General features: G+C 68.4%; 13 protein-coding genes. 7 read left to right on the top strand and 6 right to left on the bottom strand.

From position 1 onward, the window contains the following. Positions 1–99: 99 nt before the first annotated feature. The gene (locus AC07O8_RS16405; protein WP_495049041.1) at positions 100–1185 is read left to right on the top strand and encodes a class I SAM-dependent methyltransferase; all 1086 of its coding nucleotides are present in this window, start codon (positions 100–102) and stop codon (positions 1183–1185) included. Positions 1186–1355: 170 nt separating this feature from the next. Further along, the gene (locus tag AC07O8_RS16400; RefSeq protein ID WP_495049040.1) at positions 1356–2543 is read left to right on the top strand and encodes a histidine kinase; all 1188 of its coding nucleotides are present in this window, start codon (positions 1356–1358) and stop codon (positions 2541–2543) included. 13 nt (positions 2544–2556) lie between these two features. On the opposite strand, the gene AC07O8_RS16395 is transcribed toward AC07O8_RS16400, so the two are convergent. Then, the gene (locus tag AC07O8_RS16395; RefSeq protein WP_495049039.1) at positions 2557–3786 is read right to left on the bottom strand and encodes a multifunctional CCA addition/repair protein; all 1230 of its coding nucleotides are present in this window, start codon (positions 3784–3786) and stop codon (positions 2557–2559) included. Between the two features lie 171 nt (positions 3787–3957). Here AC07O8_RS16395 and AC07O8_RS16390 point away from each other — a divergent pair, with 171 nt between their 5' ends. After that, on the top strand, positions 3958–4233 hold the full coding sequence (locus AC07O8_RS16390; RefSeq protein WP_297530255.1) for a hypothetical protein: 276 nt from the start codon (positions 3958–3960) through the stop codon (positions 4231–4233). 69 nt (positions 4234–4302) lie between these two features. Here the strand turns inward: AC07O8_RS16390 and AC07O8_RS16385 are convergent, their stop codons facing one another. Both AC07O8_RS16385 and AC07O8_RS16380 read right to left on the bottom strand, forming a co-directional pair. Beyond that, positions 4303–5004 carry a glutathione S-transferase family protein gene (locus AC07O8_RS16385; RefSeq protein WP_495049038.1) on the bottom strand — a complete coding sequence of 234 codons (702 nt, stop codon included), beginning with the start codon at positions 5002–5004 and terminating at the stop codon, positions 4303–4305. A 31-nt stretch (positions 5005–5035) separates the two neighbouring features. Continuing rightward, positions 5036–7120, bottom strand: coding sequence for a lytic transglycosylase domain-containing protein (locus AC07O8_RS16380; protein WP_495049037.1), 2085 nt, complete (start codon positions 7118–7120; stop codon positions 5036–5038). Positions 7121–7131: 11 nt separating this feature from the next. Between AC07O8_RS16380 and AC07O8_RS16375 the strand changes: the two genes are divergently transcribed. After that, positions 7132–7749, top strand: a complete 618-nt coding sequence (locus AC07O8_RS16375) for a 5-formyltetrahydrofolate cyclo-ligase (RefSeq protein ID WP_495049036.1) — start codon at positions 7132–7134, stop codon at positions 7747–7749. Between the two features lie 77 nt (positions 7750–7826). On the opposite strand, the gene AC07O8_RS16370 is transcribed toward AC07O8_RS16375, so the two are convergent. Continuing rightward, positions 7827–8810, bottom strand: a complete 984-nt coding sequence (locus AC07O8_RS16370; RefSeq protein WP_495049035.1) for a LysR family transcriptional regulator — start codon at positions 8808–8810, stop codon at positions 7827–7829. Between the two features lie 126 nt (positions 8811–8936). Here AC07O8_RS16370 and AC07O8_RS16365 point away from each other — a divergent pair, with 126 nt between their 5' ends. Beyond that, positions 8937–9299, top strand: a complete 363-nt coding sequence (locus tag AC07O8_RS16365) for a DUF2917 domain-containing protein (RefSeq protein ID WP_495049034.1) — start codon at positions 8937–8939, stop codon at positions 9297–9299. On the opposite strand, the gene AC07O8_RS16360 is transcribed toward AC07O8_RS16365, so the two are convergent. After that, on the bottom strand, positions 9244–9801 hold the full coding sequence (locus tag AC07O8_RS16360) for a TfoX/Sxy family protein (RefSeq protein ID WP_495049033.1): 558 nt from the start codon (positions 9799–9801) through the stop codon (positions 9244–9246). The two genes, AC07O8_RS16365 and AC07O8_RS16360, sit on opposite strands and share 56 nt — an antisense overlap. A 100-nt stretch (positions 9802–9901) precedes the next feature. Here AC07O8_RS16360 and AC07O8_RS16355 point away from each other — a divergent pair, with 100 nt between their 5' ends. Both AC07O8_RS16355 and pepQ read left to right on the top strand, forming a co-directional pair. Beyond that, on the top strand, positions 9902–10495 hold the full coding sequence (locus AC07O8_RS16355) for a 5-formyltetrahydrofolate cyclo-ligase (protein WP_495049032.1): 594 nt from the start codon (positions 9902–9904) through the stop codon (positions 10493–10495). An 8-nt stretch (positions 10496–10503) separates the two neighbouring features. Then, the gene (gene pepQ, locus AC07O8_RS16350) at positions 10504–11838 is read left to right on the top strand and encodes a Xaa-Pro dipeptidase (protein WP_495049031.1); all 1335 of its coding nucleotides are present in this window, start codon (positions 10504–10506) and stop codon (positions 11836–11838) included. 5 nt (positions 11839–11843) lie between these two features. On the opposite strand, the gene AC07O8_RS16345 is transcribed toward pepQ, so the two are convergent. Next, positions 11844–12485, bottom strand: coding sequence for an OmpW/AlkL family protein (locus tag AC07O8_RS16345; protein ID WP_495049030.1), 642 nt, complete (start codon positions 12483–12485; stop codon positions 11844–11846). Between the last annotated feature and the right edge of the window lie 57 nt (positions 12486–12542).

Raw genomic sequence — 12542 nt, 5'->3', positions numbered from 1 at the left:
AATGGCGTGGCGTCCGCGCCGAACGGCGCTTCCGGTGCCGGGCATCGCGCTTCGGGCGATGCTTCGGGCCGTGCTTCGGGCCATGCCACCGATCCGGCCATGGCCGCGCTCCTGCGCGACGAGATCGCCGCCGCTGGCGGCTGGTTGCCCTTCGACCGCTACATGAGCCTGGCGCTGTACGCGCCCGGCGTCGGCTACTACGCCAACGCGCGGCGCAAGTTCGGCACGATGCCGCAGCAGGGCTCGGACTTCGTGACGGCGCCGGAGCTGTCGCCGCTGTTCGGCCGGGCGCTGGCGAAGCAGGTCGCGCAGGCGCTGGCGGTCAGCGGCACGGACACGGTGATCGAGTTCGGCGCCGGCAGCGGCGCGCTGGCGGCGCAACTGCTGGAGACGCTGGACGCGGCCGGGACGCCGGTGGCGCGGTATTTCATCGTCGACCTGTCCCGCACGCTGCGCGAACGGCAGGCCGAACGGCTGGCGCGCTTCGCGCCGAGGGTCGAGTGGCTGGACCGCTGGCCCGACGAGATCCACGGCGTGCTGGTCGCCAACGAGCTGCTGGATGCGATCCCGGTCGAGCTGCTGCGCTGGGACGGCGAACACTGGTTGCAGCGCGGCGTGACGATGGACGACCAGGGCGCGCTGTCCTTCGAGGACCGGCCCGGCGAGGCGCGTCTACCGACACCGCCCGAACACGATGTGGGCTTCGTGCCCGGCACCGTGACGGAGATCCATCCGCAGGCCGAGGCTTTCGTGCGCACGCTCGCGGAGCGCCTGAAGCGTGGCGCGGCGTTCTTCATCGACTACGGTTTCCCGGAGTCGGAGTATTACCACCCGCAGCGTACCGGCGGCACCTTGATGTGCCACCACCTGCACCGGTCCGACCCCGATCCGCTGGCCTTGCCCGGGCAGAAGGACATCACGGCGCATGTGAACTTCACCGGCATCGCGCTGGCGGGGCAGGACGCCGGGCTGATGGTGCTGGGCTACACGAGCCAGGCCAACTTCCTGATCAATTGCGGCCTGGTCGACCTGATGAGCGGCGCCGATCTCGCGCAGCGCGGCATGGCGCACCGGCTCATCGCCGAGCACGAGATGGGCGAGCTGTTCAAGGTCATCGGCTTCGCGCCGGGCGAGGGATTCGACGCGCTGGGGTTCAGCGCGGGGGATCGGTCGCACACCTTGTGAGCGCCGCGCGACAACGGGAGTGACTCATGCTGATGGGAATTCGAGCGAGCCTGACTGACATCAGTTAGCCGCGGGTCCCGAAGGCGTTCGAGCCTCCGCGGGCATTGTTCAATCACCTCTCCATTCGAAGGTGCCGCATCGGCGCGAAGCAGCGAATGAAGCGAGGTGTCATGCAGCCAGAAGAATTTCGAATCGAGGTCCAGTCGAGGATCGCCGGGCGAAAGCCGATCGACTTGAACAAGCATCACGCCCGTTTGATCGCGGCGCAGGAAGCTCGCAGCTTCGTCGCCGAATGGAAGGCGGAGAAGATCTACCCTTTCCCCGACGTCGAACCCGCGACCCAGCTCGAGTTGATCGAGCGGCAGGTCTTCGACATCGTCGCCCTCCATGTCGCCCGCTTTCTCCCAGACTTCGAAGGTTCAGCGCCGCGGAGCAAGGCTCTCCACCTCCGGATGCTCCGGCAGGCCATCGAAAGGGGTCCTGAGGATCTTCAACTGATCCTGACCGAGGTGTTGAATCTCCCCCTCCGACAGCAGGAAGAGCTTGCCGAACTGTTGCGAGAGGGCTCGCTGTCTTCGATCATCAACGGGACGAAGGTCGTCTCTGACCGGCTCAAGTTCTTGAACGGCCTTGAAGCGATCCTCTTCGACAGGGGGCCGAAGCAACGCTTGAAGGAGCGGTCACAACTTCATCGGATCCTCGCCAAGAATCCCTGGATTTTCGGGGAGGAGTTCCATCTCTCCGTCAGCGACATGTCGCTGACGGAGGTGCTTCGCAAGCACAAGTCGATGTTGGGCGACGAGATCGTGATCGACGCACCGGTCAAGCATGTTTGCCAGACGCGCGGCATCGTCGACCTGATGCTGTCGAGGCAGATCCGGCGCCATCGCGTCAATGATCTGACCCATCTCGTCGTGGAACTCAAGGCGCCTACCGTCAAGATCGGTCGCGACGAAATTTCTCAGATCGTCGGCTACGCCGCCTCGGTGACCGCTGACCAGCGGTTCCGGAACGTCGAAACCCGATGGGAGTTCTGGGTCATCGGCGACGATGTCGACACGGTCGGCAGGTTCACGATTGGAGACAACGCCACGACTGGCCTGATTCACAAGAATTCGAATGTCTCGATCTACATCAAGACGTGGGCCCAGGTGCTTGACGACAACCGGTGCCGCATGCAGTTCTTCCAGGAGCGGCTGGCCTACCAGGCTGACAAGGGCGCAGCGCTCAAGCATCTGCATGAGCGTTACGCGGACTATCTGGAGGGCGTCCTCGACGTCGACGTCGACGATCGCGAGCTGCACATTCACGTCGAACCGACATCTTCTGAGGCAGCGGCTCTGAAGTCCCAGGAGTAGAGGCGCTCAGGCTTCAGTGCGATCGATCGTTCTCACACGCGCTGAGCGCCGCCTTGCGCGCCTCATGGATCGCCTGTCCGATGGCCGGCCCCTTCTTGCCGGCGGCCAGCGCGGCCGCGGAGATCGCCGCCTGATCGACCGACTGCACCGCGCGCAGGTCATGCAGCAGCGCCGGGCGCTGCGGGTAGGGACGCTCGCGCAAGCCCGCGCGGCCGCGGGCGTCGCATTCGCAGGCCAGCAGCAGCTGCGCGAAGCGCTCCGGCCGGCGCATCGCATCGCATCGCTCGATCAGGCGCAGGCGCGCCTCGACGCTGAAGTCCAGGCTCTGATGCACGTGCGTGTGCTCGCGCGCGACCAGCTCCGCCAGCTCCTTGCAGTCCGAAGGCACGCGCCAGCGCTGTGACAGCGCTGCCGCCAGCTCGACACCGCGCGATTCGTGCTTCAGGTGGCGCGGCCACTCTTCCTTCGGCGTCATGCCCTTGCCGAGGTCGTGGCACAGCGAGGCGTAACGCACCGGCAGCGGCGCCTCGACGCGCGCGCATTCCTCCAGCACCATCAGCACGTGGACCCCGGTGTCGATCTCCGGGTGGTGAGCCTCCGGTTGCGGCACGCCGAACAGGCGTTCCAGCTCCGGCGCGATGCGCGCGAGCGCGCCGCTGTCGCGCAGGATCTCGATCATCCGCGCGGGGTGGCCCTCCATCAAGCCGCGGGAGATTTCCTGCCAGACGCGTTCGGCGACCAGCGCGTCGGCCTCGCCGGCGGCGACCATCTCGCGCATCAGCGCCATCGTCTCCGGCGCCACCGTGAAGTCGCCGAAACGCGCCGCGAAACGCGCCAGCCGCAGGATGCGCACCGGATCCTCCGCGAAGGCCTCCGACACGTGGCGCAGCACCTTGGCCTCCAGGTCGCGTCGCCCCCCGTAAGGGTCGACGATCGTCCCGTCCTCCCCCTGGGCCATGGCGTTGATCGTCAGGTCCCGGCGTGCCAGGTCCTGTTCAAGCGTGACATCGGGGTCCGTATGGAACTGGAACCCGTGGTAGCCGGCGGCGGTCTTCCGCTCCGTCCGGGCCAATGCCACCTCTTCATGGGTCACCGGGTCGAGGAACACCGGAAAATCCTTGCCGACAGGCACAAATCCCTTGTCGATCAAGGACTTGGGCGTGGCGCCGACGACCACCCAGTCGCGGTCCTGCACGGGCAGGCCCAGGAGCGCGTCCCGGACGGCCCCGCCAACGAGATACATCTGATCACTCATGTTGCGGCGCAGCATCCCTGATTAAGGGGATACCTCAAGTAGGCTATCTATCCGTATATTCACCAATGCCACCTGCACACCAGTGCCTGTTCAAACGGGCCAGCTACCGAGAGAGACACGTAGTCAGGCAGGCCGGCATAGCAGTAGGGAGTATCTTGAATGAAGTCTGTTCTTCTCCTCCTGCTGGGCGGAATTGGTCTCGCCGCCCAAGCGCAGGAGCAGCAAGCGCCGGACACGAACTCCGTGCACGTCGCTGCTGACACCAGTTTCACCCGGCAGAGCCAGCCCGCCCCCGCGCAGCTGGCCGATGTCAACGAACAGGAAGGCGTGGACACCGTGGTCCCGTCGTTCGTTTCCGAGCCCACCAACCAGGCCATGATGCTGGGCGGCCTTCTCGCCGCCGGTTTCATGGTCCGCCGCCGCCGCGACAACTGACGTCTCGCCGGCCCACCTCGCCGCTTTCCGCCGCCTGCCCGCACAGGCGGTCGAAGGCGGTTTTTCATTTCAGGGCTTCAGCACCGGCACCGGTCCGCTGACGTCGCGGTAGGGCTCCTCGAAATCGAGGAAGTCCTTCTCCGCCATCGCATCGGCGATCCACTCGCGCACGCCCGGCGCGGCTTCCACGGCGTCCGTGTAGGCTTTCAGTGGCGCCGGCAGCGGCAGTCCGTAGCGGGTCACCCGCATCACGACCGGCGCGAAGAAGGCATCCGCCGCACCGAACTCGCCGAACAGGAAGGGCCCGCCGCTCTGCGTCAGCGCGTCGGTCCACAGTTCGACGACGCGGGCGAGGTCCTTGCGCAGGCCCGCCTCGGTCTGCAGCAGCCGCGCCCCGACCGTGGACAGGTCCGCGTCGATGTTCATCATGCAATGGCTGCGCAACTGGCCGAAGCCGCTGTGCATCTCGGCGCAGAGGCAACGCGCCCGTGCGCGGCGGCGCGCATCGCGCGGCCAGACGGCCTTGTCGGGGAAGCGGTCGGCCAGGTACTCGACGATCGCCAGCGAATCCCAGACCGCCAGGCCGTCGTCCACCAGCACCGGGACCTTGCCGGCCGGCGTCACCGCGCCGATCTCGCGATAGAACGCCGAGTCCGGCGTGAAGTCGAAGCGGACCTTCCGCTCCTGGAAGTCGATGCCCAGCGCCTTCATCAGCACCCAGGGGCGCATCGACCAGGACGAGTAGTTCTTGTTGCCGATGATCAGCTGCATGCGGGAAGCTTTCTGCAAAAGGGGGGCGGGGTCAGTTCGTGCCGTTGGCCGGGATGTCCGGCGCGGCGGCCGCGGCCGGCCCGATGACGCTGCCGAGCCGGTCGCGCAGCAGGATGCCGCGCTCGCGGCCCATCAGCTGCGCGTAGATCGTCGCGTTGGACAGCACCTTGCGCACGTAGTCGCGGGTCTCCCAGATCGGGATGTTCTCGGTCCAGATCGCGGCGTCGAGCTGCGGACCGTCGCGCCAGCGGCGCGGCCGGTTCGGGCCGGCGTTGTACGCCGCCGCCGCCATCGCCTGCGAACCCTCGAAGCTGTCCATCACCAGCTTCAGGTAGCCGGTGCCCAGGCGCAGGTTGGTGTCGCGGTCATGCAGCATGTCGGGCCGGAAGTCGACGCCCAGCTTCCTGGCCGTCCACTTCGCGGTGGCCGGCATCACCTGCATCAGGCCCCCGGCGCCGACGTGCGAGCGCGCATCCATCATGAAGCGCGACTCCTGCCGGATCAGGCCGTAGACATAGGCCGGGTCCAGGCCCACCGCCGTCGACTGCTTCAGCACGTCCGCGCGGTACGGCATCGGGAAGCGCTGGGCGAGGTCGATCTCGGTCCTGGTCCGCTCGCTGGTCTGGATGCAGCGCTCCCAGAGCTCGCGCTCGCAGGCCGCCTGCGCGATCGACAGCAGCTCGCGATCCGACAGGCCCCGCAGGCTGAAGTTCCATTCGCGCTGGCCCTCGCTGCGCAGGCCCACGGCGAGCAGCATCAGCGCGCGCTGGATCCCGGGATTGGCCAGGCCCTGCGCGCGCTCCGGCGCGGTCAGGTCGGCGGGCGTCGGCGGCAGCGGCAGTCGCAGCTTCAGCTCGTCGGCGGCCAGCTTGCCGTAGAAGCTCAGCGGCGAGGCGATCGCGCGCAGCGTCTCCTGGGCTTCGCGGCGCTGGGCATCGCCGGATGGACCGGTCGGCGCCAGCTGCTGCTGCGCCTTCGCGCGCCAGTACTGCCAGGTGATGTCCTTCTGGTCCGACGGCTTCATCATCCCGATCGCCGACATCAGTTGCTCCGGGCGGCTCGCGCCCGCATCGCCGCGCAACGCGGCGCGCGCCATCCAGCTGATCGTGTCGTCGCTCCACTCGACCGGGCCGAGCCTGGCCTGCAGTTTCATCGCGCGATCGAAATGCTCGTTGGCCTCGTCCTTCAAGCGCAGCGCGGCCTGTCTGCCGTACTGGGCCCAGAGCCACGCGGACAGGTCGTTGGGCAGCTTCGCGGCCCAGCGGCGCACGTCGTCGTCCGCCTTGTCGTAGTCGGTGGCCAGCAGGCGCATCAGCGCCAGCATCGTCAACTCCGCCTTCGCGCGTGGCGAGGCCGCGGCCTTGCGCTTCAGGTAGCGGTCCGGCTTGTCCATCAGCTCGGCCAGCGCGTCCTGGTCCGGCTTGGACAGCAGGGCCCCGGCCTGCTTCACCGCGCGCGGCTTGTTGGTCTCGACGACCAGACGCAGCTTGCGCCAGACGTCCGAGTCCTTGAACTGGCCGTTCTCGTGCAGCGTGGTCGCCAGCATGTGGCAGCCCTCGTCCGCGTCGCGCTGCGCGAACCAGGCGGCGCGCGCGGCGTCGCGGAGCTCGCGCCCCGGCGGATCGGCGAGCAGCGCGTAGCAGGCGACCTCGCGGTCGTCCTGCATCTTGTAGGCGGCGTGGTCGCGTCGGAAGTTGGTCCAGTCGCGGCGGTGTCCCAGCTCCAGCAGCCAGTCGTTGCGCAGCCGGTCTTCGACGTAGGCGCCCGGCCAGCGGGCATAGAACGCGTTGAGTTCGGGCTGTTGGGCCTCGGACAGGCGGGCGTTCAGCTCCCAGTAGTCGAACCACGGGGCGAGCGGGTGCTGCTGGTCGAAGGCGGCCTGGCGCATCGCGGCCAGCCGCGAGCGGTCCCGGACGCGCCAGGCCTCGCGGGCGTCGGTGACCAGGTCCGGCAGCGGCGGCAGCGCGTTGGGCACGACGTTGAAGGTCGTGCTCGACTGCGCGAGGGCGGGCAGCGCCGTGGCCAGGGTGGCGAGCATCGCCGCGCCGAGGGTCCCGAGGGTCCCGAGGGCGCCGACGGTGGCGAGGGCGGTTACAGTGATCCGAGCGAACTTCATGCCGACCTGCGATGAGTGACTCCCCCACGGCCCCCGAAGCCCCCGGCACGACCGGCAAGACCTGGCCCCATGAGCGGAGCGAGTTGCGACGCGCCTTGCTGGCGCGCCGCCGCGAATGGTGGGCCGGTGCCGAGGCGCGTCTGGCGGCCGACCGGTTGGGCGAGCAACTGCTGCCGTTGCTGCGCCAGCTGGAGCCGCTGACCCTCGGCCTCTATTGGCCCCTGGAGGGGGAATTTAACGCAGCGGCCTGGGCCTCGACGCACAAGCTCGGGGGGGAAATGCAACTGGCGCTGCCCTTTGCGCGTAAAGCCGGCGACCGTGGCCCGGCCTCGATGGATTTCCGGCGATGGGACGGCCAGGAGCCGACGGTGAAGGACGAATGCGGCATTCCCAGTTCGACCGGGCCGGTGCTGGTGCCGGAGGTGTTGTTGGTGCCCTGTCTGGGCTACACGCGCGAAGGCTTCCGGCTGGGGTACGGCGGCGGTTATTTCGATCGCTGGATCGAGGCGCACCCCGGGGTCACGACGATCGGCTTGGGTTGGAGTTGCTGTGAAGCTGCTTTCGAGGTGCAGCCGCATGACCAGGCACTGACCGTGGTGCTGACGGAGCGCGAGCTGATCGCGCCCTGACCTTCTTGCACCCTCTCCCGCTTGCGGGAGAGGGAGGGGTGAGGGCCAGCGGCGGTCGACGTACTGAAGCCTCTTGCTCAGCCCGAGTTCTCATCCACCGGCGGATCCGGCTCGCCGATCGCGCGGCGCGTGAGCGCGGCGTGCTCGCCGATCCAGCGCGCGAATTCCACGACCTCGGGCCGCGCCCGGCCATGCTCCGACATCATGAGCCAGTACACCGTCGGACAGTCCGTGCGACCCGCCTCGCCGAAGGGCTCGACCAGCTCGCCGCGCTCCAGCGCCTCATAGATCAAGGGCAGCCGCGCCAACGCCACCGCCTGGCCGGACACCGCCGCCTGGATCTGCTGATACGTGAAGTTCAGGTACATCCAGCGCCGCGGCTGCAGGTCGGGCGCGCCATGCAGCGCCAGCCAGCGCCGCCAGCTCAGGAACAGGCCGCTGGGCCGCTGGTCGTCCTCCTCGGCCAAGGTGTACTGGCGCAGGTCGGCCGCCTGGCTCAGCGGCGGTCCCTGGCCCTCCTGGGCCTGCTTGGCGACCCACGGATTCACGACCGGCGTCAGCATCTCCCCGAACATGCGCTGCGCTGACGGCGCCACCCGGTTCGGCGCGGCGTAGCGCAGCGCGACGTCGAATTCGCTGTCGTCGATCTCGACGAGCTGATCCAGCGCCGAGACGCGGATGTCCATGTCCGGATGCTCGCGCTGGAAGGCCTCCAGCCGCGGGATCAGCCACAGCGAGGCGAACGAGGCGAAGGTCGTCACGTTGACGACGCGCCGGCCGCGCGTCGAGCGGATCTGGCGCACGGTGCTGTCCAGCCGCTCCAGCATCGGCTCCACCGCCGACAGCAGCAGCTTGCCGTCCGGCGCCAGTTCGACGTGGCGCGTGCCGCGCAGGAAGAGCGTCGCGCCCAGTTCCTCCTCCAGCGACCGGATCTGCCGGCTGATGGCGGACTGGGTCAGGTAGAGCTCCTCGGCGGCGGCGCTGAAGCTCAAACGCCGGGCCACCGCCTCGAAGGCACGCAGCGGACCGACGGCGAGCGGGCGATGGCGGGGCGCATTCATGCGTGAATGGTATCAATCGACGCGACAAGACTCATTGGACCAATGTCCGGGTCAACCCTAGGATTGCACCATGTCCACGAGGAAGGCCGCCAGTGCGCGGACCGCCCGGGGGACAAGGAGTCGATCATGAATGTCATGCAAAAGTCATCAATCCAGGTCAGCCGCGACGACGCTGCGTGGACGTTGTCACAGGGCGAGGCCATGAGCCTGCCGATCGGCCCGGGCCGGCGCGAACTGCATGTGCTCGACGGTCGCGTCTGGGTGACGCAGCGCGGCGACCTGAACCTGCCGGCGCAGGACTTCTGGCTGTCGGCCGGTGAAACGCTGGAAGTGGCCAGCGGCACCGAGCTCGTCGTCGAAGCCTGGCCGACCGCCCGCTTCCAACTGATGGTGCCGCCGCAGGCCTGCGCCAAGCAACTGGCGCGCAGCGTCGTCAGCCGGCTGCCTTCTTTCGGGCAACTGTTCGGCCAGCGCCTGGCGAACGCTTGACCGCGGGAGCCGTCGTCGTGACACCCTTCAGCGCCTTGGCCGGTTTCTCGTTCGTGACGGTCCTCGGCTCGGCGCTGGTGCCGGCGCTCTTCTTCGGCGTCCTGGCCTTCGGCTTCGCGTTGGCGGAGCGCAAGGCCGACTCCATCGCCAGCCGCCCCCAGGGCAGCATCAGCGCGGGCGATTCGAGCGTCTCCTCCGGCGGTCGGAAGTAATTCAGGCTGGCGACCTCCTGTCGCCCGCCCTTGCCGGTCTTCTCGTACCGGAACGGCTCGCAGCCGGCATCCACGTAGCGGGACTGGCTGACCGCGTCCGCCTTCAGGTAGAGCTCGTCGCGGCTGAGGATGGCCACGAACAGGCCGTCCACGTACAGCCCGAAGCCGCCGAACATCCGGCGCGCCAGTACCGGCCCGAGCGGCGCCAGCAGCTCCATGCAGTGATTCGCGAAGTCCGCGCCGGCGCCGGTGATGCGGTGGACGGTGCCCGAGGTGGTGGTGCGTGCCATGGCGTCGACTCTAGATCAGCGCTGGCGCCCTGTCCGCGAGGCGGCCACAATGGTCCGCTCCAGGGCCCGCCGGGTCCGCAAGGGAAGGCGAATGGGCTGGATGGATCCGAACGACAAGCTGCCGATCTCCGAAGACCGCCAGGCGCTGCGCGAGCGCCTGATCCGCGAACGCCTGGACCTGCCGGGCCGCCTCGAGCTCGCCGACGTCGTGCAGAGCGTGCTGCGCGTCTGGCTGGTCGGGCGCAAGGAAAAGCGCATCGCCGCCTACTGGCCGATCAAGGGCGAATTCGATCCGCTGCCGGCGCTGTACCGCTGGAGCGAGGTCGATGGTGACCGCCGCATCGGCCTGCCCGTCGTCGATCGCGAGGAAGGCCGGCTGCGCTTCCACGTCTGGTACCCGGGCTGCCCGATGGAAGAGGACGCCACCGGCATCACCAAGCCCAAGGACACCGAGGCCTTCGATCCGCAGTTGCTGCTGCTGCCCTGTGTCGGTTACGGGCCGGGCGGCATCCGCATGGGTTACGGCGGCGGCTTCATGCTGCGCACGATCTCGCAGATCCAGCCGCAGCCGGTGGTCGTCGGCGTCGGCTTCAGCCACGGCTTCCAGCCGACGCTGACCGCCCAGCCCAACGACGTGCGACTCGACGCGATGCTGACCGAGATGGGTGTCGTCTGGGAGAATTCCCGCGCATGAATGCCGCCATGAGTTCCGTTGACGCCCACGCCCTGAACGCCCTCTACACCGCTCACCTCGCGGAGCAGCAGCGCCGCACCGACCACGCGCTGCAGCGCGGCGGTTTCGATGCGCTGCTGATCGCCTCGGGCATCGAGAAGTTCGCCTTCCTCGACGACCGGCCCTACGTCTTCCAGCCGAACCCCCACTTCAAGCTGTGGGTGCCGTTGATCCGTCACCCCGACAGCTGGCTGGTGATCCGCCCCGGGCACAAGCCGCGTCTCATCTACGTGCAGCCCGAGGACTACTGGCACGTGCCGCCGGAAGCGCCGAGCGGCTTCTGGGTCGAGCACTTCGAACTGATCATCGTCCGCAAGCCGGAGGAGGCGTTGCCCTACCTGCAGGTGCCGGGCACGCTGGCGATCGTCGGCGAGGCGGATGCGGCGCTGGGCGACATCGTGCCGAACAACCCGCCCGAGGTGCTGAACCCGCTGCACCACGCGCGCGCCGTGAAGACCGGGTATGAACTGCTGCGCCTGCGCGAGGCGTCCGCGCTGGGCGCGAAGGCGCACCTCGCGTCCCAACGCGCCTTCCGCGAGGGGCTGTCCGAGGCGGCGATCCACAACGCCTACCTCGATGCCTGCGGGTTCGCCGAGCGCGACCTGCCCTACGGCAACATCGTCGCGCTCAACGAGCACGCGGCGGTGCTGCACTACCAGTACCAGGACCAGCGCGCGCCGGCGCAATCGCTGTCCCTGCTGGTGGACGCGGGCGCGCACAGCTGCGGCTACGCGTCGGACATCACCCGTACGACGGGCAACGGCGACGCCACGTTCCAGGCGCTGATCGATGCGATGGAGGCGGCCCAGCTGCGACTGGTCGACCGCGTGCGCGCCGGCGTCGACTACCGCGACATCCACCTGGCCGCGCACCGCGAGACCGCCGGCGTGCTGCGCCAGCTCGGCATCGTGACGATGGACGAGGAGGCGATGCTCGCGCAGGGCGTGACGTCGATCTTCCTGCCGCACGGCATTGGCCACCTGCTGGGGCTGCAGGTCCACGACATCGGCGGTTTCATGGCCGGCGAGGATGGCGGCACGATCGCCAAACCCGAGGGCCATCCGTATCTGCGCCTGACGCGCGTGCTGCAGCCCGGCATGGTCGTGACGATCGAGCCGGGGCTGTACTTCATCCCGATGCTGCTGGACAAGCTGCGCGCCACGCCCGCCGCGGCGAACGTGGACTGGGCGCTGGTGAAGCACCTGAGCGCGTTCGGCGGCGTCCGCATCGAGGACGACGTCGCCTGCCGCGAGACAGGCGCGCCGGAGAACCTCACGCGCGAGGCGTTTGCGGTGTTGAGCTGAGCTGATCAGAACCGGTAGCCGACGCCCACCCCCACCAGCAGCGGATCGATCTTGAACTTCCCGACGTTCGTTCCCTTGGAGCGGACCTCGGTGTCCATCTGGATTTTCTTCACGTCGACGTTGATCGACCACTGCTTGTCGAGCATGACGTCGAAGCCGGCCTGCGCGGCCAGGCCGAAGCTGTTCTTCTTGAGGCTCGGCGCCAGCGCCGTCTGCACCGCGGGTTCGAAGCGGGCGTCTGAGAAGTTCGTGTAGTTGACGCCCGCGCCGACGTAGGGGCGGAAGCTGCCTTCCGGATTGAAGTGGTACTGCAGCGTCAGTGTCGGCGGCAGATGCTTCACCGAGCCGATGCGCGTGCCGTTGCTGTAGAGCTTGTGACGCTGCGGCACCGTCAGGACCAGTTCGGTCGCCCAGTTCGGCGTCAGGAAATAACTGAAGTCGAGCTCCGGGATGGTCTTGCGGCTCAGCGACAGGCCGAGGCCGGTCTTGTCCTTGTCCGCCGGATCGATGTTCACCGCGCGGGCGCGGAACACCCACGGGCTGCTCTGCGCGTGGGCCGATGGCGCCATCGCGGTGGCCAGCGCGGCGAGCGCCACGCCGACGGCGATCGCTGGGCGGAAGAGGGCGGGGGTGGGGATGTGGGACATGCGGTCACTCCGGGTCAATGGGATGACCGGGATTGAACGCGGACCGCTCCGCGAGCA

The sequence above is a fragment of the Roseateles sp. GW821-FHT09G09 genome (assembly GCF_059415965.1).
This window is presented reverse-complemented; position numbering and strand designations above follow the sequence as displayed.